A 22,712-nucleotide genomic window follows, 5' to 3' on the forward strand; every position below is an offset into this window, starting at 1 on the left:
GGCGGAACGGGTGACCGGACCGGCTTGGCAGGCAAGGCGATCCAGGGGCCGCATATTACCAGCCGGGCCTGCACCGACCCGGGGCAGGGCGGCCTCGTACAATCCGCGGCCTTTGCGCATCCAACCTCTTACTCCCCGCTGCACCGGCCCTGGCTGCCGGTGCCTGGCCCCATTGTCTTGAAGCTCGCCCGGCATACCTTTTTCAACCTGCTCGGCCTGGGTGCGCCCCTGCTGTTCGCGCTGGTGTCCATCCCGGTGCTGGTGCGGGTGCTGGGGCCCGAGCGCTTCGGCCTGCTGACGCTGATCTGGGCGGTGACCAGCTATTTCGGCCTGTTCGATCTGGGTCTGGGTCGGGCGCTGACCCAGCAATTGGCGATCACCCTGGACCGCAAGGAGGACGGGCAAGTGGGCCCGCTGAGCGCCACGGCGCTCGCCTTGATGGCCGCGCTGGGCCTGGTGGGTGGCGCGCTGATGATGGCCCTGGCACCCTGGGGTGTGGACCTGATCAAACAGTTACCCGATCGCCAGGAGGCCATCAACGCCACGCTGGTGATGGGTCTGGCGATGCCCTTCATCGTGCTCACTGCCGGGCTGCGCGGCATGCTGGAGGCTTGCCATGCCTTCGAGGTCTTGAATTACATCCGCCTGCCCATGGGCTTGTGGACCTTCGTCGGGCCCTGGCTGGTGGTGCTGTGGCGCGGCCCCGACCTGTTCACCATCACCGTGGCCCTGGCCGCTGGGCGGGTGTTGGCCTGCGCTGTGCATGGTTGGCTGGCCTGGCGCGCGCTGCCGCAGCTGCGTGGCCGCCTGCGCCTGGAGCGCGCCTGGTTGCGCCCCTTGCTGGTATCGGGCGGCTGGCTCACGCTCAGCAATCTGGTGAGCCCCTTCATGGGCTATGTGGACCGCTTCGTGATCGGTGCGAGCGTGTCCGCCGCCGCGGTGGCCTTCTATGCCACGCCGCAGGAAATCGTCACCAAGCTCTGGATCATCCCGGGCGCGCTGACGGCGGTGCTGTTCCCCGCCTTTGCCGCCCAGGTGGCCAAGCAGGATGGCTCGGCCTGGGGCCTGTTCGATCGCGCCGTGGCGACGCTGTTCGTGGTGCTCCTGCCCATCACCGCGGCGCTGGCCCTGTTCGCGCACGAGCTGCTGGGCTGGTGGATAGGGCCCGAGTTCGCGCGTCAGAGCGGCCCCATCCTGCAGGTGTTTGCGCTTGGCATCCTGATCAACTGCCTGGCCCATGTGCCGCTCACCTGGCTGCATGGCGCCGGCCACTTCCGTGCGCCGGCCCTGCTGCATTGCGCCGAGCTGCCGCTGTTCGTGCTGGCCCTGTGGCTGCTGAGCGCACGTTGGGGTCTGATGGGGGCAGCGCTGGCCTGGTTGCTGCGCATGCTGCTGGATTCTGCGGCCCTGTTTGCGCTGGTGTGGCGTGAGCGCGGCGGCGCCGCGGGTGCGGCCGCAAAGCATGGCATGCTCGTGCCGGCCGCGCTGGCGCTACTGGCTTTTGCCGGCCTGGGCCTGGGCAGCGCAGCCTGGCGTGCGGCCTGGCTGCTGATGGTGCTGGCCGCTGCCGCGACAATGGCGGCGTCGCTCTACCGCGCATCACGCCCTTCCCATTGAAGCTCCTGCCGATGAATCCCACGCCGCTCGTCAGCATCATCACCCCGGTCTACAACCAGGCCGAGTACCTGGCCGCGACCATGCAGAGCGTGCTGGCGCAGGACTATCCGGCGCTGGAATACATCGTCATCGACGATGGTTCCAGCGACGACTCGCTGGCGCTGGCGCAGCGCCTGGCCGACGCGCATCCCGGGCGGGTCACCGTGCTGACGCAGGCCAACGCCGGTCAGGCCGCCACCCTCAACCGCGGCTGGGGTCTGGCGCGCGGCGAGGTCCTGGCCTATCTCAGCTCGGACGACTGCCTCTGCCCGGGCGCCGTCACGGCCATGGTGCAGGCCCTGCAGGCGCGCCCCGCGGCGCCGGTGGTCTATTGCGATTTCTGGCTCATCGATGCGCAGGGCCGGCGCCTGCGCGAGGTGCAGACCGAGGACTTCAGTGCCGAGCGCCTGGCGGTGGACCTGGTCTGCCAGCCCGGCCCTGGCGCCTTCTTCCGCCGCAGCCTGTTCGATCGGACGGGCGGCTGGAACGCGGCGCTGCGCCAGGTGCCCGATTTCGAATTCTGGCTGCGCGCCGTCAACCAGGGCGACTTCGTGCGCGTACCGCAATGCCTGGCCGAATACCGCATCCACGAGGGCTCGGCCTCGTTCCGCGTCATGCCCGTGGCGCGGGCCGAGGAGATCATCGGCGTGGTGAGCGGCTTCTGGGACGCACGCGCCCAGCAGCAGGGCCGGGCGCGCTCGACGGCCAAGGCGCTCAGCATCGCTGCCAAGAACCATGCGCAGTCCGGCCGTGTGTTCCCGGCGCTGCGGCGTTTTGCGCAGGCACTGGGCCAGCGCCCGGCGCTGGCGCTTGAGCTCGCCATGTGGCGGCAGTTGCTGGTGGGTTTTTTGCGCCGGCTCTACTACCAATTCAAAACGCGGCTGGCTTCCTGATATGCCTGATCAACGCATGCGAGGGCAGCGCCCGTGAGCCAGAGCGAACTCTCCGCAACACCGCGGCCGATGCCCATGCCCCTGAGCGAGCGGCGCGATCCCCTCGTGCTGCCGCTGCTGATGCTGCTTGCCCTGGTGTTCGCCGTGCATGCCAGCCTGCGCGGCCTGCGGTCGGACTACGACGCCGCTGCCTACGCCAACTGGTTCGAGCTGATCTCCAAGTTCAGCCCGGCTGAATTTTGGCGTGCGCTGCAGGAGTCGAATGTCTATTTCCAGGGCGATCTGTTCTTCAGCTTCGAGATTGGCTTCGCCGTCCTGAGCTTCCTGATTACACGGGTGGTGGGCAGCGTCGAGGGCTTCTTCTTCGTGCTGACGCTGCTGGGCCTGGCGACCAAGCTGCTGGCGATACAGCGCAGTTGCCCGCGGCCCGGCTGGGCTCTGCTGTGGTACTTCAGCTGGTACTACCTGCTGCTGGAGATGACGACCCAGCGCGCGGGCTTGGCAGCGTCGCTGGTGCTGATGGGTTTTCCGGCGCTGTTTGCCGGGCGCTACTGGCGCTTCCTGCTGTTCACGCTGGCGGCGGGCCTGTTCCATGTCTCCGCGGTGATGGCGCTGATGCTGGTGCCGCTGCGCTGGCGCCCCTTCGGCCCCAAGGGCCTGCTGCTGCTGATGCTGCTTGGGTTCGCGCTCAGCGCAATGTCGCTGCTGCCGCTGGTGGAGTTGGTGGGTCAGTTCAACGACAAGATCGCCGAGTACTACAAGCTCTTCATGGAGGTCGGCTTCTACGAGTCGGTCAATAAGTTCAATGTGGTGGTGCTGCTGCGCCTGCTGCTGCTGGCCATCGGCATCTTCGGCGCGAGTGCCGAGTTCAAGACGCTGCCGGGCTACGCGCTGGCGGTGAACATCTTTGCGGCCTCCATCTTCTTCTACTACGCCTTCGCGTCGTTCCCGCTGGTCGGGGGGCGTGTGTACGAATTTCTGGGCGTGTTCCAGATCTATTTCATCGGCTACTACGCCCAGATCTTCCGGCGCAACCTGCTGGCAATGGGGCTGCTGATTCTGGTGCTGCTGATGCAGTTCTATGCCCTGGTGTTCCATGTGAAGTTCGTCGATTTCTTCTACTTCATCGGCAACTCGTACAACATCGAGACACAGCATCGCAAGTGAGGCCCCGAACAGCATGAACAGACAGATGGAGGAAGCCAAGTGAAGGAAGAGATCGTCCAACTGATCGTCGCGCGCCTGACGCGCGATGCCGAGCCACTGGCCGCGGCCTTCCAGGCCTCGCGCAGCGAGGTGGGCGTGCGCTACTGCTGCGTCGACGATCTGTTGCCCGAGGAGCTGGCCCGCCGCATTCACGAGCGCTTTCCCAAGCCCGAGGCGATGCGCCTGATGGACAGCTTCCGCGAGAAGAAATACACCAGCAAGAGCTTCGATAAGTTCGACCCGCTGCTGGCCGACATCACCTTTGCGGTGCAGGATCCGCGCGTGCTGGCGGTGGTGGAGCGCATCACCGGCATCCAGCAGCAGATCCCCGATGCCAGCCTCTACGCCGGCGGCCTGAGCGCGATGACGCAGGGCCACTTCCTCGGGCCCCATATCGACAACTCGCACGAAGCGTCGCGCCAGTACTACCGCACGCTCAATCTGCTGTACTACGTGTCGCCCGACTGGTCGCTGGAGAACGGCGGCAATCTGGAACTGTGGGACCGGCAGGTGCGCCAGCGCGCCACCATCGTCAGCAAGTTCAATCGCCTGGCGTTGATGGAGACCACGCCGACGTCCTGGCATTCGGTCAGCAAGGTGGCGGTGGACCGCACGCGTTGCTGCGTGTCCAACTACTACTTCTCGCCGCGTTCGCCCACCGGCAGCGACTATTTCAACGTCACCTCCTTCAGCGCCTGGCCGAACCAGCCGGTGCGCCGCGCGCTGGCACGCCTGGACAATGGCCTGCGCCAGGCGGTGCGTTGGCTGGCACCGCAGGGCCTGGGCAAGAAGGACGTCTACGAAGGACCCAAGCAGTGAATTTCGACAGCGCCCGCGGGCGCTTGCTGCTGTATGCGCCGAATGTGCATACCGGTGGCGGTTTCGTGCTTCTGAAGAGCCTGCTGCAGGCCTGGCCGGCCGAGCGTCGCCTGGTGGCCTGGCTGGACGAACGTGCCCGTGCGCAGCTGCCGCTGCCCGAGGGTGCGCAGGTTCACTGGGTGCGGGCCGCGCCGGCCTCGCGCCTGGGTGCCGAGTTTGCGCTCGCGCGCGCGGGCCAGCCGGGCGATCGCGTGCTGTGTTTCCACGGCCTGCCGCCGCTGTTGCGCAACCGCGCCTCGGTGCAGGTGTTCCAGCAGAACCGCAATTACCTCGGCCAGGTACCTCTTTCGGCCTTTGCCTGGCGCACCCGCCAGCGCCTGCGCTTCGAACAGGCCGTGAGCCGCTGGCGCCGCCACCTGGTGGATGCCTACTGGGTGCAGACCGAGTCGATGGCGCGGGCTTTGCAGGACTGGTGGGGCGAGGGCCAGGCGGCACCGGTGCGCGTGTTGCCCTTTGTGCCGACATTCGCACCCGCACTGCCTGAGCCAGCGCGGGGCGCGCTGCAGCCCTGGGACTTCGTCTATGTGGCCGATGGCGAGGCGCACAAGAACCACCGGCGCCTGGTGGAGGCCTGGGTGCTGCTGGCGCAGCAGGGTTTCAAGCCCAGCCTGGCGCTGACGCTGTCGGCGCGCGATGGCGCGCTGAATGCATGGCTGGACCAGCAGGTGGCCACGCATGGCCTGGCCATCCGCAATCTGGGCCAGATGGACCACCAGGCCGTGCTGACACTCTATGGCCAGGCGCGCGCGCTGGTGTTCCCCTCCCTGGGCGAGTCCTTCGGCCTGCCGTTGATCGAGGCCAAGGTCATGGGCCTGCCCATCCTGGCCGCCGAGCTTGATTTTGTGCGTGATGTCTGTGAGCCCGCCCAGACCTTCGACCCGCACTCGGCCGTGTCGATCGCGCGCGCGCTGCGACGCTTCCTGCAGCAGGCCGAAGCGCCGCGAACGCCGGCCACGGCCAGCGAGTTCCTTGCACGGCTGATGGACGGGGCCGCATGAAGGTGCTGCTGCTGAGCCAGCATTTCTGGCCCGAGTCCTTTCGCATTAACGAGGTGGCGCAGTCCCTGGTGGAGCAGGGTTGCGAGGTGACGGTGCTGACCGGCAAGCCCAACTATCCCGAGGGTCAGGTCTTTCCCGGCTACCGGGTGGGCGGCGTGCAGCGCGAGCGCCACGAGGGCTACGAGATCGTGCGTGTGCCCCTGCTGCCACGCGGCCAGGGTGGGGCGCGCAAGCTGGTGCTCAACTACCTGTCCTTTCTTTGCTGCGCCAGCGTGTTGGGGCCCTGGGCCCTGCGCGGTCAGCGCTTCGATGTGATCTTCGTCTACGGCACCTCGCCGATCCTGCAGGCGATTGCGGCCATCGTGCTGAAGTGGATCAAGCGGGCCGCGCTGGTGACCTGGGTGCAGGATCTGTGGCCCGACAGCCTGCAGATCACCGGCTTTGTGAAGAACCCGCGCCTGCTGGCCGCGGTGGCCGTGGTGGTGCGCTGGATCTACCGGCGCAACGATCTGCTGCTGGTGCAGTCCGAGGCGTTCGTGGCCCCGGTGCAGCGCATGGCCGGCGGCACGCCGGTGGCGGTGCACCACAACCCGGGCGACCGCGCGCTCAGCGCCAGCGGCAGCGCCGCGCTGAGTTTCAAGCCGGGCCTTTTTCACATCGTGTTCGCCGGCAATCTGGGCACGGTGCAGGCGCTGGAGACGGTGCTCGATGCGGCCGAGCTGCTGGGGCCGAACAGCGGCATCCACTGGCACATCATCGGCAGCGGTGCCCGTGGTGCCTGGCTGGCCGAGCAGGTCCGGGCCCGTGGCCTCGGCCAGGTGACGCTGCCGGGTCGCTTCGAGCCGGCGCAGATGCCTGCCATCTTTGCCCAGGCCGATGCCTTGCTGGTGAGCCTGATCGGGGGCGAAGCGATGAGCCAGACCATTCCGAGCAAAATACAGGCCTATTTGGCGGCCGGCCGGCCGCTGTTGGCCTCGATGGACGGGGAGGGCGCGCGGGTCGTGAACGAGGCGGGTGCGGGCCTCAGCAGTCCGGCGCAGGACGCAGCGGCACTGGCCGTGGCGGCGCGCCGCCTGCAGGCGATGAGCCCGGCCGAGCGCGCCGCCATGGGCCGGGCGGGCCAGCGCTACTTTGACGAATATTTTGAGCCGGCGAGGCTGGCGCGGGCCCTGCGTGCACAGTTCGAGCGCGCAAGAGCCGGGCATGAAAGAAGCAGTGAATGACAAGCAATGATGTGAACAAGCCCTCGGGCAAACGCCGCCTGCTGGTGCTGGGCGCCAGCGGCATGCTGGGCAATGCGGTGCTGCGCTGGTTCGAGCAGGACGGCGGCGTCGAGGTGTTCGGCTCGGTGCGCAGCCTGGGCAGCGTGAAGGGCCTGCAGGCCAAGGCGCCGGCCGCGCGGTTTGTGCCGGGTGTGGACGTCGAGAGCCTGGACAGCCTGACGCGGCTGTTCGCCCAGGTGCGGCCGGACCTGGTGGTGAACTGCATCGGCGTGGTCAAGCAACTGGCCGAGGCGGATGACCCGCTCACCGCCATTCCCATCAATGCGCTGCTGCCGCATCGGCTGGCGCGCTTGTGCCAGGTGGCCGGCGCACGCCTCATCCATGTGAGCACCGACTGCGTGTTCTCGGGTGCGCGCGGCGGCTATGTGGAGAGCGACGCCTCGGATGCCTACGACCTCTATGGCCGCAGCAAGCTGATGGGCGAGGTGGACTACGAGAACGCCATCACCCTGCGCACCTCCATCATCGGTCATGAGCTGGCCAGCGCCCATGGCCTGGTGGGCTGGTTCCTGGCGCAGCAGGGGCCGGTGCGCGGCTTCACCAAGGCGGTCTTCTCCGGCCTGCCCACGGTGGAGCTGGCACGCGTGATCCAGCAGCATGTGATCCCGCACCCCGAGCTGCACGGTACCTATCACGTCTCGGTGGCGCCCATCAACAAGTACGAGCTGCTCAAGCTGGTGGCCGCCGCCTATGGCCGCAGCAATGAGATCGCACCCGACGACAAGCTCGTGATCGACCGCTCGCTCAATTCCGAACGCTTCCGCGCCGCCACCGGCTATGTGCCGCCGAGCTGGCCGGAGCTGGTGCAGCGCATGCGCGACTTCGCTTAAGCCTTTCTAAGATTTCGAGAGTTCCATTCCATGTTCAAAGACAAAGTCCTGCTCATCACCGGTGGCACCGGCAGTTTCGGCAACGCGGTGCTGCAGCGCTTCCTGAAGTCCGACTTCGCCGAGATCCGCATCTTCAGCCGCGACGAGAAGAAGCAGGAGGACATGCGCATTGCGCTGAAGAGCGACAAGGTGAAGTTCTACATCGGCGATGTGCGCGACTACGACAGCGTGCACGACGCGCTCAATGGCGTGGACTATGTGTTCCATGCCGCCGCGCTCAAGCAGGTGCCGTCCTGCGAGTTCTACCCGATGGAAGCGGTGAAGACGAATGTGATCGGCGCCGAGAACGTCATGCGTGCGGCCATCGCGCAAGGCGTCAGCCGCGTGGTGGTGCTGTCCACCGACAAGGCGGTCTATCCCATCAACGCCATGGGCATGTCCAAGGCCATGATGGAAAAGGTGATGGTGGCCAAGTCGCGCCTTTGTGACCCCAGCAAGACCGTGCTCTCGGCCACGCGCTATGGCAATGTGATGGCCTCGCGCGGCTCGGTGATCCCGCTGTTCCTGCAGCAGCTGCAGGACGGCAAGGCACTCACCATCACCGACCCGGCGATGACGCGCTTCCTGATGTCGCTGGAGGAGTCGGTGGATCTGGTGCTGTACGCCTTCGAGCATGCGCGCCCGGGCGACATCTTTGTGCAGAAGGCGCCGGCCTCCACGGTGGGCGATCTGGCCGAGGCGATGCGCCAGCTGCTGAAGCTTGAGAACGAGATCAAGATCATCGGCACGCGGCATGGCGAGAAGCTGTACGAGTCGCTGGTCTCGCGCGAGGAGATGGCGCGTTCGGAGGACCTGGGGGGCTATTACCGCATCCCGGCCGACTCGCGCGACCTCAACTACGCCAAGTACTTTGTGGAGGGCGAGACGGCCATCTCCAGCATCGACGACTACACCTCGCACAACACCAAGCGCCTGACGGTGGACGAGGTCAAGCAGGTGCTGCTGCAGCTGGACCTCATCAAGGAGGCCCTGCATGCTTAAGGTCATGACCGTGGTCGGTACCCGGCCCGAGATCATCCGACTCTCGCGCGTGATGGCCCAGCTCGACAAGCACTGCGAGCATGTGCTGGTGCACACCGGCCAGAACTACGACTACGAGCTCAACGAGGTGTTCTTCAGCGATCTGGGCATCCGCAAGCCCGATCACTTCCTGGAGGCCGCCGGCGCCACCGCGGCCGAGACGATTGCCCAGGTGATCATGAATGTGGACAAGGTGCTGGAGCAGACTCAGCCGGATGCCTTGCTGATCCTGGGCGACACCAACAGCTGCCTGGCCGCGATTGCCGCCAAGCGCCGCAAGGTGCCGATCTTCCATATGGAGGCGGGCAACCGCTGCTTCGATTTCCGCGTGCCCGAGGAGATCAACCGCCGCATCGTTGATCACACCTCGGACATCAACCTCACCTACAGCCAGATCGCGCGCGACTACCTGCTGCGCGAGAACCTGCCGCCCGACCAGGTGATCTGCACCGGCAGCCCGATGCGCGAGGTGATCGAGCATTACCGCCCCGGCATCGAGGCTTCGGACGTGCTGGCGCGCCAGGGCTTGACGGCCGGCAAGTACTTCGTCGTCAGCTCGCACCGCGAGGAAAACGTCGACTCGCCCGAGAACCTGCAGCGCCTGCTGCAGATCATGAACACCCTGGCCGAGCGGTACCAGGAGCCGGTGATCGTCTCCACCCACCCGCGCACGCGCAAGCGCCTGGAGACACTGCTGGCCCAGCAGCCCATGCATGCGCTGGTGAACTTCATGAAGCCCTTCGGCTTCCTGGACTACATCAAGCTGCAGAGCGGCGCGCGCGCCGTGCTCTCGGACAGCGGCACCATCACCGAGGAATCATCCATCCTCAACTTCCCGGCCCTGAACCTGCGCGAGGTGCACGAGCGGCCGGAAGGGTTTGAAGAGGCGGCGGTGATGATGGTGGGCCTGGACGTGGCGCGCGTGCTCGATGGCCTGGCCATCCTGGCAACCCAGCCGCGCGGCGACGAACGCCTGCTGCGCCTGGTGAACGACTACGCGCCCGCCAATGTCTCCGACAAGGTGCTGCGCATCATCGTCAGCTACACCGGTTTCGTGAACCGCAAGGTCTGGCGCAAGCCCGGCGTCTGAGCTCAGGGTTATCGACCTTGCCGGCCGCTAGAATCGCGCCCAGTTTTCCGCCGAGCCTGGCTCGGCCCTGCCTATCCGCACCGGCGGCTGGCCTACGACGCTTTGTGCCCATGACCTCACCACTTCGCAGTGCCTTTGCCTTCACCGCCCGTCGCTGGACGGGTTTGCTGTCAATGCTCCTGCTGGCGGCCGTGCTGCAGGAACCCGCGCTGGCGCAGGCCATCCCGGGCATCTCCAACGACCAGCTGCCCACCTCGGGCGGGCCGGTGCGGCTGAGCCAGCCACTCTCGCAGAAGAAGAATGGCGAGAAGGATCGCAGCGGCAAGGACGGCAGCCGCAGCGATCGCCGTGATGCCGATCAGGACTGGGTCAAGCCCGTCTACAAGCCCAGCGAGTTCGAACTCTTTGTGCGCCAGCTGGCTGGCATCACCAAGGTGCAGGGCGAGCGTCTGGACGACGAAGGGCGCGATGCCTTGCGTCGTTTCGGTGCCGACCTGGTGACCGGCCGCAACTTTGACACCGAGGCCGCCACCGAAGGCGCCAGCCTGGTGCCCGACGACTATCTGCTCGGCCCGGGCGACGAGGTGATGATCAATCTCTGGGGCTCGGTGGAAGCCAATCTGCGCCTGGAAATCGATCGCAGCGGCCGCATCGCGATCCCGCGCGTTGGCATGGTCTCGCTCACAGGCGTGCGCTACGCCGACCTGCGCCAGGTGATCTCGCAACGCGTGGCGGCCCAGTTCCGCAATTTCGACCTGTCGGTGGCCCTGGGCCAGGTGCGCGCTGTGCGCATCTATGTGACCGGTTTCGTGCAAAAGCCCGGCGCGCTCTCGGTGAGCGGGCTTTCCACCGTGCTGCATGCCCTGATGGCCGCCGGTGGCCCCACCGGCGTGGGCAGCTACCGCAGCATCCAGCTGCGCCGCGGCGGCCAACTGGTGAGCAACTTCGACCTCTATGACCTGCTGCTGCGCGGCGACCGCAGCGGTGACCGCGTGCTGCGCAACGACGACGTGGTGCATGTGGCCGCGGTGGGCGCACAGATCGGCGTGATCGGCAGCGTCAACAAGCCGGCCGTGTTCGAGCTCAAGGGCAACGAGACGATTGCGGATGCGCTGGCGATGGCCGGCGGCCTGTCGGCCGTGGCGAACCGCAACACGGCGGTGGTGCACCGGCTTGATGAGCGCGTGGGCCAGGCCCTGCGCGACGTGGATCTGAAGAAGGACCTGAGCCAGCCCATCGGCAATGGCGATGTGCTGCGGGTGGCGAGCGTGGCCGACATGGCGCGCCCGGCGCTGCGCCAGAGCAAGCGCGTGCGCGTGGAAGGCGAGGTGCAGCGCCCCGGCGATTACCTGCTGCCCGCTGGCAGTTCGCTGCGCGACGCGCTCAACGCGGCGGGCGGCTTGACGCTGGAGGCCTTCCTGTACGGCGCCGAGTTCACGCGCGAAACGGTGCGCGTGTCGCAGATTGAAAACTACGACCGTGCCTTGCGTGATCTGGAAGCGGAGCTGACGCGCGCCTCCGTGACGCAGAAGGAAAAGGTCGTGGCGCCCAGCGACAGCACGGTGGCCCGCGGTACCGAGCAATCGCGCCTGCTGGATCGCCTGCGCTCGGTGCAGCCGACCGGCCGGGTGGTGTTGCAGTTCGGCCCCGCCGACGCGCAGTTGCCCGAACTTTCGATCGAGGATGGCGACCGCCTCTACGTGCCCGCCAAACCCTCGGCGGTCAACGTCTACGGCAGCGTGTTCAACAGCGGCAGCTATCTGTTTACCGCCGGCCGCTCGCTCGAGCAGTACCTGGGCATGGCCGGTGGTGCCACGCGCAGTGCCGACAAGGGCAGCGTCTTCGTGGTGCGCGCCAACGGCAGCGTGGTGAGCAATCTGGCGCGCGCCGGCTGGAACTTCGGTGGCGGCCGGGTCGAGGCCCTGCAGGCCTTGCCGGGCGACACCATCTTCGTGCCCGAGGACATGTTCCGCGTTGGTGACAGACAGGATCTGAAGGACTGGTCGCAGATCCTTTATCAATTCGGCTTGGGTGCGCTGGCACTCAAGAACCTGAAGTGAGCCCCGAACACGCGAGTGCAGCCTTGAATTCGACTAACCCCATGAGTTCGCAGGCAGGGCCTGCGGGTGCCGACGGCCTGGACCTGGTGCTGGAACTGGCGCGTCACACGCGCAAGATCGTCGGCGCCTCCTTCCTGATCGGCTGCCTGGCGCTGGGCGCGACCTATCTGGTCAAGCCCACCTTCACCGCTGCGGTGGTGCTCTTGCCGCCGCAGCAGCAGCAGTCGCTGGCGACCTCGGCGCTATCGTCGCTGGGCGCCTTGGCGGGCCTGGCCGGCGGCGCGGCTGGCATCAAGAGCCCGATGGATCAATACGTGGCCCTGCTGCAGAGCACCACCGTGGCCGACCGCCTGATCGAGCGTTTCAAGCTGGCCGAGGTCTATGACGAGGAACTGCGCTCGGATGTGCGGCGCCGTTTCTGGGCCAATCTGCGGGTTGCGGCCGGGCGGCGCGATGGCCTAATCACGATCGAGTTCGATGACAAGGACGCGCAGCGCGCCGCCGCGCTGGCCAATGCCAGTGTCGACGAGTTCCGGCGCATCACCTCCGAGCTGGCGATCACCGAAGCGCAGCAGCGCAAGGTCTTCTTCGAGAAGCATCTGAGCGAAACCAAGCAACGCCTCGCCGCTGCCCAGCAGGGCCTGGCGGACAGCGGCATCTCCACCGGCGCCTTGAAGGCAGAGCCCAAGGCGGCCGCCGAGGGCTATGCCAAGCTGAAGGCCGAGTACACCGCCGCGCAGGTGCGCCTGCAGGCCATGCTCAGCAACTTCACGGCCAATGCGCCCGAGGTGATGCAGCAGCAGTCCGGCATGGCGGCGTTGAAGGCGCAACTGGACAAGCTGGAGAGTGCCGGCAACGCCGCGCCCGACAATGGCGCCGGCTACATCAGCAAGTACCGCGAGTACAAGTACCAGGAAACGCTGTTCGAGCTGTTCTCGCGCCAGTACGAATTGGCGCGCGTGGACGAGAGCCGCGAGGGTGGTCTGGTGCAGGTGGTGGATGCCGCCCAGGTGCCGGACAAGAAGAGCAAGCCCAAGCGCGCGGTGATCGCGCTTTCGGCCACGCTGGTGAGCGGCGTGCTGATGGCCTTGTTCGTGTTGATGCGTGCGCGTTGGCGCATGGGCGACAGCACGCCCGAAGAGCGCGCCAAGCTGGGCAAGATCTGGCCGGCTCTGTGGGGGCGTGCGTAAGCGGGGGCCCAACCCCTTCGGAGCCGAACCAAGCCCCCATGTTCTCCACATTTGCCCTGAGCTTCGCGGTCGCGGTGGTGCTGACCCTGCTGATCGTACGCTCCTCGCGCCTGCATGCGCGGCTCTCGGCGGACCACGATTTTTCCGGTCCGCAGAAGTTCCATGCGCGGCCGGTGCCGCGTGTGGGCGGTATAGGCATCTTTGTCGGGTTCACGGCAGGCGCACTGCTCTGGGCCTACAAATCGGCCGAGGTGCGCGAGCCCACGCTGGCGCTGCTGGTCTGCGCCTTGCCTGCTTTCTGCGCGGGCTTGCTGGAGGACTTCACCAAGCGCATCAGCCCCGCCTGGCGCATGCTGGCGCTGGTGTTGGCGGCCTTCCTGGGGGCCTGGTTGCTGAATGCGCGCATCGGCTACACCTCCATCCCCGGCGTGGATGCCATCGCCGCGACCTCCATCGGCGCGGTCGTGCTGGCGGTGTTCGTGGTTTCGGGCGTGGCCAACTCGATCAACATCATCGACGGCTTCAATGGCCTGGCCTCGATGTGCAGCGTCATCATGCTGACCGGCGTGGCGGCTGTGGCCTTCACCGTCGGTGACCCATGGATTGCCATCAGCGCCCTGCTGGCGGTGGCCGCGACGCTGGGCTTCTTCGTCTGGAACTACCCGATGGGCCTGGTGTTCCTGGGCGACGGCGGGGCCTATTTCCTGGGCTTTGTATTGGCCGAGTTGAGCATCCTGCTGATCGCGCGCAATCCGGATGTCTCGCCACTCTTCCCCTTGCTGCTGTGTGCCTATCCGGTGGTGGAGACGGTGTTCTCGATGTATCGGCGCAAGGTCGTGCGCGGCCGGCCGATGGGCATGCCCGACGGCGTGCACCTGCACAGCCTGATCTATCGCCGCCTGATGCGCTGGGCCATCGGCAGCCGCGACGCCAAGGTGCTGACGCGTCGCAACTCGCTCACCGCGCCCTATCTATGGGTGGTGTGTTCCTTCTCCACCATCCCGGCGGTGATCTGGTGGGATGACACCGGCGCGCTGGCGATTGCGCTGCTGCTGTTCGCGCTGGCCTATGTGAGCACCTATTGGCGCATCGTGCGTTTCCGCACGCCGCGCTGGCTCGTCTTCAAGCGCTGAATTCAGTGAAAACCCGAGGTATCGCGCTCTCAGGCGATAATCGAGGTCATGACCGACATTAAAGAGAACGAAGTCGCTGCCGATCCGACGCCTGCGCGCTTCGATACGCTGCCCCTGGACGCCAAGCTCTTGCGAGCCGTGGATGACTCCGGCTACACCAGCATGACGCCCATCCAGGCCAAGGCCATCCCCATCGTGCTGGCGGGCCAGGATGTGATGGGCGCGGCCCAGACCGGCACCGGCAAGACGGCAGCGTTCTCCATCCCCCTGCTGCAGCGCATGCTCAAGCATGAGAACAGCAGTGCCTCGCCGGCCCGCCACCCGGTGCGCGCGCTGGTGCTGGCGCCCACGCGGGAGCTGGCCGATCAGGTGGCCAACAACGTCAAGGCCTATTCCAAGCACACCAATCTGCGCGTGGCCTGCGTGTTTGGCGGCATCGACATGAAGCCGCAGACGCTGCAACTGAAGGCCGGCGTCGAGGTGCTGATCGCCACGCCGGGCCGTCTGCTGGACCATATCGAGGCCAAGAATGCGGTGCTGAACCAGGTCGAGTACGTGGTGCTGGACGAGGCCGACCGCATGCTGGACATCGGTTTCCTGCCCGACCTGCAGCGCATCCTCAGCTACCTGCCCAAGACGCGCCAGACCCTGCTGTTCTCGGCCACCTTCTCGCCCGAGATCAAGCGCCTGGCCGAAAGCTATCTGCAGAACCCGCAGCTGGTGGAAGTGGCGCGCCCGAACGCCACCGCCACCAATGTGGAGCAACTGTTCTACAGCGTCACCGATGACGAGAAGCGCCCGGCGGTGCTGAAGGTGCTGCGCGAGCGCAGCATCAAGCAGGCCATCGTGTTCGTGAACTCCAAGCTGGGCTGTGCACGCCTGGCGCGTTCCTTCGAGCGCGACGGTCTGCGCACCAATGCCCTGCATGGCGACAAGTCGCAGGACGAGCGCCTGAAGGCGCTGGAAGCCTTCAAGCGCGGCGAGGTCGATGTGCTGGTGTGCACCGATGTGGCCGCACGTGGCCTCGACATCGCCGATCTGCCCGCCGTCTTCAACTTCGACGTGCCCTTCAATGCCGAAGACTATGTGCACCGCATCGGCCGTACCGGCCGCGCCGGCGCATCGGGTGTTGCGGTGACCCTGGTGGGCAAATCGGATGCGCGTCTGATCGCCGACATCGAGAAGCTGATCAAGAAGAAGATCGACCTGGATGCGATCGAGCTTGACGAGGAGCGGCCGCGCCGCCCGCGTCGCGAATACGAGGACCGTCCGGCCGAGCCGATGGCAGCCGCGCCGGCCGCCCCGCGCCCGAGCTACCGCGCGCCCGCGGCGCCGCGTGACCCGCTGTTCGACCAGCCCTATGAGGCACGCAACAACGGCGAGGCGGCGGCCTGGGAAAAGACCCCTGCCAATGCCGCATCGGTGGGCAAGGGCCTGTCGAGCTACATCAAGCCCAAGAAGAAGGTGGCGGCGCTGTTCGGTGCCAAGCGTGCGCCGGTGGCCGAAGCCACCGAGACCGCCGAGTCCTGATCAGGCCAAGAGGGCAAACACCGCCGGCACCTTGTCCGGCAAGCTGGTCGGCAGCTTGCGCCATTCCGCCACGCTGGCGCTGCGCGTCCAGCCCTGCGCCAGGCTGATGCCGCAGCTGATCGACAGGCGCGTGCTCGGCTTCAGCTGCGTCAGCAAGGCCTCCAGCAAGGCGCTGTTGCGGTAGGGCGTCTCTATCATCAGCTGGGTCTGCTGCTGGCGCAGCGATTGCGCCTCCAGCTCGCGGATGCGCGCGCCGCGCTGTGCCGCGTCCACCGGCAGATAGCCCACGAAGGCAAAGCTCTGGCCGTTCAGGCCGCTGGCGGCCAGGGCCAGCAGCAGCGAGCTGGGCCCGCTCATGGGCACCACCTCGATGCCGGCGGCATGCGCTGCCGCCACCAAGATCGCGCCCGGGTCCGCCACGGCCGGCAGGCCGGCCTCGGAGATCAGGCCCAGATCGTGGCCCGCCAGGGCAGGGGCCAGCAGCGCCTGCCAGGCCTTGTCGGTCTCGGGCGTCGGCTTGCGCTGGCCGTTGTTTTGACCTTTTGGTGGGCGTGGCAACTCCGAGATCTGCAGCTGCTGCAGCGGCTGCGCCAGCGGGCAGATGGCATCCACCCGTTTCAGAAAGGCGCGCGTGGTCTTGGCGTTCTCGGCTGCCCAGTAGGTGAGGCGCGCTGCGGTGCTGATGACCTGCTCGGGCAACACCTCGCGCAGGTCCACTGCGGCCCCCTCGACGCCGAAGTCCAGCGTGTTGGGCACGAGAAAGAGTCGCCCCGGCTTGGCGCCACTCATCGTGCGGCTCCGCTGTGCAGCAGCGGGTCGAGGCCGGCCTGGCGCAGCAGCTGCGCTGTGCGTATCAGCGGCAGGCCAATCAGCGCCGTCGGGTCGTCGGATTCAATCGCGCTCAGCAGACTGATGCCCAGGCCTTCGGACTTGGCGCTGCCGGCGCAGTCATAGGGTTGCTCGGCGTGCAGGTAGTTGTCGATCTCGGCATCGCTGAGTTCGCGGAAGCGCACCCGTACCGGGGCCAGGTCTTGCGCCGCAAAGCCGCTCACCCGGCAGACCACGGCCAGGGCGGTCTGGAACACCACGCTGCGGCCGCTCATGCTGCGCAGCTGCGCCTGCGCGCGCGCATGCGTGCCGGGCTTGCCTATGCTCTGGCCGTCCAGATCGGCCACCTGGTCCGACCCTATCACCACGGCGTCGGGGAAGCGTGTGGCCACGGCCTGCGCCTTGGCCAGGGCCAGTCTGTTGGCCAGGGCGGCAGGCGTTTCGCCGGGCAGGGGGCTTTCGTCCACCTCGGGCGAGCAGACGTCGAAGGGCAGGCGCAGGCGTTCCAGCAGTTCGCGGCGGTAGCGCGAGGTGGAGGCCAGGATCAGGGGGCGGGGCAGGATGCTCATGGGGCGGATTGTCCCATCGGCGCCCTTACACTTGCGGCATGAAAGAGCGAGTTGTTGACCCCCTCAAGCTGGATGTCGAGGCCTTTGCCCGCGATGGCGCCAGCCTGCAGGGAAGCTGGCCTGCCAGCACGTTGGAGCGCATCGCCGACAGCGCGGCGCCCGAGGCGCCCGTAGGCGATTGGCCGCCGGTGCAATGGACGGTGCGCGGCGAGCGCCGCACTCCGCGTGGCGGCGAGGCCGAGATCTGGCTGCATCTGGAGGCCGATGCCCGCGCGCAGCTGACCTGCCAGCGTTGCCTGAAGCCGGTGGAGGCGCATGTGGCGTTCGCGCGCTGGTTCCGCTTTGTGCGCGACGAGGCCGTGGCCGCCGAGCTGGATGCCGACAGCGAGGAGGACGTGCTGACCCTCACGCGCCATCTGGATCTGCGCGAGCTGGTGGAAGACGAGTTGCTGCTGGAGCTGCCCCTGGTGCCGCGCCACGACAGCTGCCCGGAGCCGCTGCCGCGCCCGCTGGAAGACGCGGACGATGCGGCCATCGAAGAGGAGCGGCCGAATCCCTTCGCCGCCCTGGCGGCGCTGAAGGGCAAGGGCCGCACGCAGTAAGCCGCTCGTCGGGCTTTCTTCCGGGCCGGAAGCCGTGCTAGAATCGCGGGCTTTCCCGGTTCATCAATCGAAAATTTGATTTACCGGGACGCCGAGGCGTCGGTGGCGGGCTGGTCTTAAGCAACACTCGAGCATCTCGGGTGCGCCAAGACACCGTGACCCGCCGAGCAAGCCTCAATCACCGAAGCCGAAGGAGAAATCATGGCCGTTCAGCAAAACAAGAAGTCGCCGTCCAAGCGCGGTATGCACCGTTCGCACAATGCCCTGGTCACTCCGGGCACCGCCGTCGAGCCCACCACGGGCGAAGTGCACCTGCGTCACCACATCAGCCCCAATGGCTTCTACCGTGGCCGCAAGGTCCTGAAGACCAAGGCTGACGCCTCCTAAGACATGGATGGCTGCGGCCGCCCCGGCGCGCCGCACGCACTTCGCATGTTTGTACAAAGCCCGGCTCATCGCTTGCGCGTTGCCGGGCTTTTGTGCTGTCTGGTCGCTGTGATCGGGGCGCCGCGCCCGTCACCTGGTCTGCGGGTGCGCCCGCTTGTTCCTGTCATGCGCCTCGCGTAAGGTCGCCGGCTTGACGCCAGGCTCCGCTGCACACCTCCCGTTCCCATGTCTTCTTCCGTCCCCATTCAGCCCGCCGATGGCGTGGTGCGCCTCTCCGTCGATTGCATGGGTGGCGACCACGGCCCGAGCGTGACCCTGCCGGCCTGTCGCGCCTTTCTTGCGGCGCATCCGCAGGCCGAGCTGCTGCTGGTCGGGCGTGGCGAGGCGCTGGCCGAAGCCAAGGCCTGGCCGCGCTGCACCGTCGTGCCCGCCACCGAGGTGGTGGAGATGGACGATCCGCTCGAAGTCGCCCTGCGTCGCAAGAAGGATTCGTCGATGCGCGTGGCCATCAACCAGCTGAAGGCGGTGGATGGCGTGGCGGCGGCGCATGCTTGCGTCTCGGCCGGCAATACCGGCGCCCTGATGGCGGTGGCGCGCTATGTGCTCAAGACCCTGGAAGGCATCGATCGCCCCGCGATTGCCAGCGTGATGCCCAACCAGCGCGGCGGCTTCACCACCATGCTGGACCTGGGTGCCAACGTCGACTGCAGTGCCGAGCATCTGCTGCAGTTTGCGGTGATGGGTTCGGCCCTGGTGTCGGCCGTCGATGGCAAGGCCGAGCCCAGCGTGGGCCTGCTCAATATCGGCGAAGAGGTCATCAAGGGCAATGAGACCATCAAGCGCGCCGGCGAGTTGCTGCGTCAGGCCGCGGCCGCGGGTCAGCTGAACTTCTACGGCAACGTGGAAGGCAACGATATTTTCAAGGGCACGACCGATCTGGTGGTCTGCGATGGTTTCGTCGGCAATGTGGCGCTCAAGACCGCCGAAGGCCTGGCCACCATGATGACCACCTTCATCAAGCTGGAGTTCGGCCGCAACCTGCTCACCAAGCTGATTGCGCTGCTGGCGTTGCCGGTGTTGCAACGCTTCAAGAACCGCGTCGACCATCGCCGCCTGAACGGCGCGGCCCTGCTCGGTCTGCGCGGCTTGGTGTTCAAGAGCCATGGCTCGGCCGACGCCCTGGCCTTCGAGACGGCCTTGAACAGGGCGTATGATGCCGCCCGCAACCGGTTGCTGGACCGGGTTCACGACCGCATCATCGCCACGCTGCAAGCCATGCCCGCACAGACGGGCGAGCCCGCGCCCGGCGATGCAGGAGACAAGGTGGCCAGCGCCGCCCAAGCTGCATGACGACTACTAGCGCCACCCCCATCGGAACATCGGCCCCCCGCTTCGCCCGCATCCTCGGTACGGGCAGTTACCTCCCTCCCAAGCGCCTGACGAATGCCGAGCTGGCTGCGCAGCTGGCCAAGGATGGCATCGAAACCTCGGATGAGTGGATCGTCGAGCGCACCGGCATCCGGGCGCGCCACTTTGCCGACGCGGGTGTTGCGGCCAGCGATCTGGCCTTGCCGGCGGCGCGCGCCGCGCTCGAGGCGGCCGGCATCGCCGCCAGCGAGATCGATCTCATCATCGTCGCCACCTCCACGCCGGACATGGTGTTCCCGTCCACCGCCTGCCTGCTGCAGCACAAGCTGGGCATCGCGGGCGGCGCGGCCTTCGACGTGCAGGCGGTCTGCTCGGGCTTTGTCTATGCCCTGACGGTGGCCGATTCGATGATCAAGACCGGTGCTGCCAACAAGGCCCTGGTGATCGGCGCCGAGGTGTTCTCGCGCATCCTGGATTTCAAGGACCGCACCACCTGCGTGCTGTTCGGCGACGGTGCCGGTGCCGTGGTGCTGGGCGCCAGCGCCACCCCCGGCATCCTCGCCAGCGAGCTGCATGCCGACGGCAGCCATGCCAACATCCTGTGCGTGCCGGGCACCGTCGCCGGTGGCCAGGTACTGGGCGATCCGCTGCTCAAGATGGACGGCCAGGCCGTGTTCAAGCTGGCCGTGGGCGTGCTCGAGAAGGTGGCACGCTCGGTGCTGGCCAAGGCCGGCCGCAGCGATGCCGACATCGACTGGCTGATCCCGCACCAGGCCAATATCCGCATCATGCAGGGCACGGCCAAGAAGCTGAAGATGCCCATGGACAAGCTCATCGTCACCGTGCACGAGCATGGCAATACCTCGGCGGCCTCGATTCCGCTGGCGTTGGACGTGGCGGTGCGCAGCGGCAAGATCAAATCGGGTGACACCGTGATGCTGGAAGGCGTGGGCGGTGGCTTCACCTGGGGCGCCGTGCTGCTCGACTTCTAAGAACTCAAGGAAACGAGACATCAAGATGAGTGCGAACTTTGCATTCGTGTTCCCCGGCCAGGGCTCGCAGGCCGTGGGCATGCTGGACGCCTGGGGTGATCACCCCGCGGTGAAGCAAACGCTGGACGAGGCCTCGGCCGCGCTGGGCGAAGACATCGCCGCGCTGATCAAGCAAGGCCCCAAGGAGCAGCTGGACCTCACCACCAACACCCAGCCGGTGATGCTCACCGCGGGCATTGCCTGCTACCGCGCCTGGATTGCCGAGACCGGCCTGACCCCGGCCGCCGCCGCCGGCCATTCGCTGGGCGAGTACACCGCGCTGGTGGCTGCCGGCGCCCTGAGCCTGGCGCAGGCCCTGCCGCTGGTGCGCTTCCGCGCCCAGGCCATGCAGCAAGCCGTGCCGGTGGGCGTGGGCGCGATGGCCGCGATCCTGGGCCTGGAGGCTCAGGCCGTGCGCGAAGGCTGTGCCCAGGCCGCCGCCGCGGCGGGCGAGGCCGTCGAGGCGGTGAATTTCAACGACCCCAAGCAGACCGTGATTGCCGGCACCAAGGCCGGCGTCGAGAAAGCCTGCGAGCTGCTCAAGGCGGCGGGCGCCAAGCGCGCGCTGTTGCTGCCGGTGTCGGCGCCCTTCCATAGCAGCCTGATGAAGCCGGCCGCCGAGGCCTTGAAGGCCAAGCTGGCGGCCACCGAGTTCGGGGCCCTGCAGTTCCCCGTCATCAACAACATCGACGTCGCCGCGGCCGGCGATGCCGAGGCGCTGCGCGACGCGCTCTACCGCCAGGCCTTCGGTCCGGTGCGCTGGGTGGAGGTGGTGCAGGCGCTGAAGGCACGCGGCCTCACGCACATCATCGAATGCGGCCCCGGCAAGGTGCTGGCCGGCATGTGCAAGCGCATCGATGCCGAGATCCTCAGCGCTACCGTGCTGGACCCGGCCTCGCTGGCGGAAGCCAAGACCCTGTTGGGCTGATCGAATCATGAGTGAACCAAGCAAGCAAGTTGCCCTCGTCACCGGCGCCAGCCGCGGCATCGGACGCGCCATCGCGCTGACCCTGGCCGAGCAGGGCTATACCGTCATTGGCACGGCCACCAGCGAGTCCGGCGCCGCCGCCATCACGGCCGCCCTGGCGCCCCTGGGCGGCCGCGGCATGAACCTGAATGTGAACGACGCGGCGGCGGTGGAAGCGGCCGTGGACGAGATCGTGAAGGCGGACGGCGGCCTGCAGGTGCTGGTCAACAACGCCGGCATCACGCGCGACACCTTGTCGATGCGCATGAAGGATGAGGACTGGGATGCGGTGCTGGACACCAATCTCAAGGCGGTGTTCCGCATGAGCCGCGCGGTGATGCGCACGATGATGAAGCAGCGCTACGGCCGCATCGTCAACATCACCTCGGTGGTGGGTGCCTCCGGCAATGCCGGTCAGGCCAACTATGCCGCCGCCAAGGCCGGCGTGGCGGGCATGACGCGTGCGCTGGCGCGCGAGCTCGGCAGCCGCGGCATCACGGTGAACTGCATCGCCCCAGGCTTCATCGCTACCGACATGACCGAGGTGCTGCCCGAGGCCCAGAAGGCCGCCCTGCTGGCCCAGATCCCGCTGGGCCGCCTGGGCGAGCCCAAGGAAATCGCCGATGCGGTGGCCTTTCTGGCCTCCAAGACGGCTGGCTACATCACCGGCACCGAGCTGCATGTCAACGGTGGCATGTACATGAGCTGAACTGTTTAGCGGCGCGACACCCTGTGTTGCGCCCACCGGATTCGCCCGGCCGGTGAGGGCCTGCTAGAGTGCGGGTCGCAGTGCTGTCAGCCTGCGTCCGCCACCCCGCGCTAGGGGTGGCACTCTAGAGGCCTTAGAATCCCGGGCTGTTCCTTGCAATCCACTCCTGGAGGAGTCATGAGCGATATCGAAGCACGTGTCAAGAAAATCATCGCCGAGCAGCTCGGCGTGCCTGAAGCCGATGTGACCAATGAGAAGGCCTTCGTGGCCGATCTGGGCGCCGATTCTCTGGACACCGTGGAACTGGTGATGGCACTCGAAGACGAGTTCGGCATCGAGATCCCCGACGAAGAAGCCGAGAAGATCACCACGGTGCAGCTGGCGATCGACTACGCCGTCAAGCACCAGAAGGCTTAAGGGCTC

22 protein-coding genes are annotated in these 22,712 nt (G+C 67.0%); 20 read left to right on the top strand and 2 right to left on the bottom strand.

Going from position 1 to position 22,712, the window contains the following annotated elements:
* Positions 1-177 precede the first annotated feature (177 nt).
* From PFX98_RS13655 to PFX98_RS13715, 13 genes are all read left to right on the top strand, one after another.
* The gene (locus tag PFX98_RS13655) at positions 178-1,617 is read left to right on the top strand and encodes a flippase (protein WP_285231051.1); all 1,440 of its coding nucleotides are present in this window, start codon (positions 178-180) and stop codon (positions 1,615-1,617) included.
* Between the two features lie 11 nt (positions 1,618-1,628).
* Positions 1,629-2,549 (top strand): glycosyltransferase family 2 protein, encoded by a 921-nt coding sequence (locus PFX98_RS13660; RefSeq protein ID WP_285231052.1) that lies wholly within the window; start codon positions 1,629-1,631, stop codon positions 2,547-2,549.
* 69 nt (positions 2,550-2,618) lie between these two features.
* Entirely contained in the window at positions 2,619-3,716 is a 1,098-nt protein-coding gene (locus PFX98_RS13665; protein ID WP_285231053.1) for an EpsG family protein, read from the top strand.
* Positions 3,717-3,755: 39 nt separating this feature from the next.
* Positions 3,756-4,574, top strand: coding sequence for a 2OG-Fe(II) oxygenase (locus PFX98_RS13670; protein ID WP_285231054.1), 819 nt, complete (start codon positions 3,756-3,758; stop codon positions 4,572-4,574).
* Positions 4,571-5,632, top strand: a complete 1,062-nt coding sequence (locus PFX98_RS13675; RefSeq protein WP_285231055.1) for a glycosyltransferase — start codon at positions 4,571-4,573, stop codon at positions 5,630-5,632. The genes PFX98_RS13670 and PFX98_RS13675 overlap by 4 nt, the downstream gene beginning before the upstream one ends.
* The gene (locus PFX98_RS13680) at positions 5,629-6,855 is read left to right on the top strand and encodes a glycosyltransferase family 4 protein (RefSeq protein WP_285231056.1); all 1,227 of its coding nucleotides are present in this window, start codon (positions 5,629-5,631) and stop codon (positions 6,853-6,855) included. The genes PFX98_RS13675 and PFX98_RS13680 overlap by 4 nt, the downstream gene beginning before the upstream one ends.
* Positions 6,852-7,745, top strand: a complete 894-nt coding sequence (locus tag PFX98_RS13685; RefSeq protein WP_285231057.1) for a dTDP-4-dehydrorhamnose reductase family protein — start codon at positions 6,852-6,854, stop codon at positions 7,743-7,745. The genes PFX98_RS13680 and PFX98_RS13685 overlap by 4 nt, the downstream gene beginning before the upstream one ends.
* Before the next feature lie 30 nt (positions 7,746-7,775).
* Entirely contained in the window at positions 7,776-8,786 is a 1,011-nt protein-coding gene (locus PFX98_RS13690; protein ID WP_285231058.1) for an SDR family NAD(P)-dependent oxidoreductase, read from the top strand.
* Entirely contained in the window at positions 8,779-9,915 is a 1,137-nt protein-coding gene (gene wecB / locus PFX98_RS13695; RefSeq protein ID WP_285231059.1) for a non-hydrolyzing UDP-N-acetylglucosamine 2-epimerase, read from the top strand. The genes PFX98_RS13690 and wecB overlap by 8 nt, the downstream gene beginning before the upstream one ends.
* 110 nt (positions 9,916-10,025) lie before the next feature.
* Complete coding sequence (locus PFX98_RS13700) at positions 10,026-11,975, top strand: SLBB domain-containing protein (RefSeq protein ID WP_285231060.1); 1,950 nt, start codon at positions 10,026-10,028, stop codon at positions 11,973-11,975.
* A gap of 41 nt (positions 11,976-12,016) precedes the next feature.
* Positions 12,017-13,165 (top strand): GNVR domain-containing protein, encoded by a 1,149-nt coding sequence (locus tag PFX98_RS13705; protein ID WP_285231061.1) that lies wholly within the window; start codon positions 12,017-12,019, stop codon positions 13,163-13,165.
* 38 nt (positions 13,166-13,203) lie between these two features.
* Entirely contained in the window at positions 13,204-14,298 is a 1,095-nt protein-coding gene (locus PFX98_RS13710; RefSeq protein WP_285231062.1) for an MraY family glycosyltransferase, read from the top strand.
* A gap of 48 nt (positions 14,299-14,346) precedes the next feature.
* Positions 14,347-15,828 (top strand): DEAD/DEAH box helicase, encoded by a 1,482-nt coding sequence (locus PFX98_RS13715; protein WP_285231063.1) that lies wholly within the window; start codon positions 14,347-14,349, stop codon positions 15,826-15,828.
* Here the strand turns inward: PFX98_RS13715 and PFX98_RS13720 are convergent, their stop codons facing one another.
* Entirely contained in the window at positions 15,829-16,617 is a 789-nt protein-coding gene (locus tag PFX98_RS13720) for an SAM-dependent methyltransferase (RefSeq protein WP_285231064.1), read from the bottom strand. It abuts the gene before it with no gap.
* Positions 16,614-17,225 (bottom strand): Maf family nucleotide pyrophosphatase, encoded by a 612-nt coding sequence (locus PFX98_RS13725; RefSeq protein ID WP_285231065.1) that lies wholly within the window; start codon positions 17,223-17,225, stop codon positions 16,614-16,616. The genes PFX98_RS13720 and PFX98_RS13725 overlap by 4 nt, the downstream gene beginning before the upstream one ends.
* Positions 17,226-17,263: 38 nt before the next feature.
* Here PFX98_RS13725 and PFX98_RS13730 point away from each other — a divergent pair, with 38 nt between their 5' ends.
* The 7 genes from PFX98_RS13730 (at position 17,264) to acpP (ending at position 22,706) form a co-directional block, all read left to right on the top strand.
* Complete coding sequence (locus tag PFX98_RS13730) at positions 17,264-17,827, top strand: YceD family protein (protein WP_285231066.1); 564 nt, start codon at positions 17,264-17,266, stop codon at positions 17,825-17,827.
* Between the two features lie 201 nt (positions 17,828-18,028).
* Entirely contained in the window at positions 18,029-18,214 is a 186-nt protein-coding gene (rpmF, locus tag PFX98_RS13735; RefSeq protein WP_285231067.1) for a 50S ribosomal protein L32, read from the top strand.
* A gap of 225 nt (positions 18,215-18,439) precedes the next feature.
* Positions 18,440-19,564, top strand: a complete 1,125-nt coding sequence (gene plsX / locus PFX98_RS13740; protein WP_285231068.1) for a phosphate acyltransferase PlsX — start codon at positions 18,440-18,442, stop codon at positions 19,562-19,564.
* On the top strand, positions 19,561-20,574 hold the full coding sequence (locus PFX98_RS13745) for a beta-ketoacyl-ACP synthase III (protein ID WP_285231069.1): 1,014 nt from the start codon (positions 19,561-19,563) through the stop codon (positions 20,572-20,574). The genes plsX and PFX98_RS13745 overlap by 4 nt, the downstream gene beginning before the upstream one ends.
* Before the next feature lie 25 nt (positions 20,575-20,599).
* A complete protein-coding gene (gene fabD / locus PFX98_RS13750; RefSeq protein ID WP_285231070.1) occupies positions 20,600-21,541 on the top strand; it encodes an ACP S-malonyltransferase in 942 nt (313 codons plus the stop codon).
* Positions 21,542-21,548: 7 nt separating this feature from the next.
* Complete coding sequence (fabG, locus tag PFX98_RS13755; protein WP_285231071.1) at positions 21,549-22,289, top strand: 3-oxoacyl-ACP reductase FabG; 741 nt, start codon at positions 21,549-21,551, stop codon at positions 22,287-22,289.
* Between the two features lie 177 nt (positions 22,290-22,466).
* On the top strand, positions 22,467-22,706 hold the full coding sequence (gene acpP, locus PFX98_RS13760) for an acyl carrier protein (RefSeq protein ID WP_058936430.1): 240 nt from the start codon (positions 22,467-22,469) through the stop codon (positions 22,704-22,706).
* Positions 22,707-22,712: the final 6 nt, after the last annotated feature.

The organism is Paucibacter sediminis (assembly GCF_030254645.1).
Lineage (GTDB): Bacteria > Pseudomonadota > Gammaproteobacteria > Burkholderiales > Burkholderiaceae_C > Paucibacter_B > Paucibacter_B sediminis.

What these genes read in the sequence shown, in the direction of transcription:
- PFX98_RS13660 (WP_285231052.1), top strand. Translation starts at nt 1,629, where the DNA reads ATGAATCCCACGCCGCTCGTCAGCATCATCACCCCGGTCTACAACCAG.
- PFX98_RS13665 (WP_285231053.1), top strand. Translation starts at nt 2,619, where the DNA reads ATGCCCATGCCCCTGAGCGAGCGGCGCGATCCCCTCGTGCTGCCGCTG.
- PFX98_RS13680 (WP_285231056.1), top strand. Translation starts at nt 5,629, where the DNA reads ATGAAGGTGCTGCTGCTGAGCCAGCATTTCTGGCCCGAGTCCTTTCGC.
- PFX98_RS13685 (WP_285231057.1), top strand. Translation starts at nt 6,852, where the DNA reads ATGACAAGCAATGATGTGAACAAGCCCTCGGGCAAACGCCGCCTGCTG.
- PFX98_RS13690 (WP_285231058.1), top strand. Translation starts at nt 7,776, where the DNA reads ATGTTCAAAGACAAAGTCCTGCTCATCACCGGTGGCACCGGCAGTTTC.
- wecB (WP_285231059.1), top strand. Translation starts at nt 8,779, where the DNA reads ATGCTTAAGGTCATGACCGTGGTCGGTACCCGGCCCGAGATCATCCGA.
- PFX98_RS13700 (WP_285231060.1), top strand. Translation starts at nt 10,026, where the DNA reads ATGACCTCACCACTTCGCAGTGCCTTTGCCTTCACCGCCCGTCGCTGG.
- PFX98_RS13705 (WP_285231061.1), top strand. Translation starts at nt 12,017, where the DNA reads ATGAGTTCGCAGGCAGGGCCTGCGGGTGCCGACGGCCTGGACCTGGTG.
- PFX98_RS13710 (WP_285231062.1), top strand. Translation starts at nt 13,204, where the DNA reads ATGTTCTCCACATTTGCCCTGAGCTTCGCGGTCGCGGTGGTGCTGACC.
- PFX98_RS13715 (WP_285231063.1), top strand. Translation starts at nt 14,347, where the DNA reads ATGACCGACATTAAAGAGAACGAAGTCGCTGCCGATCCGACGCCTGCG.
- PFX98_RS13720 (WP_285231064.1), bottom strand. Translation starts at nt 16,617, where the DNA reads ATGAGTGGCGCCAAGCCGGGGCGACTCTTTCTCGTGCCCAACACGCTG.
- PFX98_RS13725 (WP_285231065.1), bottom strand. Translation starts at nt 17,225, where the DNA reads ATGAGCATCCTGCCCCGCCCCCTGATCCTGGCCTCCACCTCGCGCTAC.
- PFX98_RS13730 (WP_285231066.1), top strand. Translation starts at nt 17,264, where the DNA reads ATGAAAGAGCGAGTTGTTGACCCCCTCAAGCTGGATGTCGAGGCCTTT.
- rpmF (WP_285231067.1), top strand. Translation starts at nt 18,029, where the DNA reads ATGGCCGTTCAGCAAAACAAGAAGTCGCCGTCCAAGCGCGGTATGCAC.
- plsX (WP_285231068.1), top strand. Translation starts at nt 18,440, where the DNA reads ATGTCTTCTTCCGTCCCCATTCAGCCCGCCGATGGCGTGGTGCGCCTC.
- PFX98_RS13745 (WP_285231069.1), top strand. Translation starts at nt 19,561, where the DNA reads ATGACGACTACTAGCGCCACCCCCATCGGAACATCGGCCCCCCGCTTC.
- fabD (WP_285231070.1), top strand. Translation starts at nt 20,600, where the DNA reads ATGAGTGCGAACTTTGCATTCGTGTTCCCCGGCCAGGGCTCGCAGGCC.
- fabG (WP_285231071.1), top strand. Translation starts at nt 21,549, where the DNA reads ATGAGTGAACCAAGCAAGCAAGTTGCCCTCGTCACCGGCGCCAGCCGC.
- acpP (WP_058936430.1), top strand. Translation starts at nt 22,467, where the DNA reads ATGAGCGATATCGAAGCACGTGTCAAGAAAATCATCGCCGAGCAGCTC.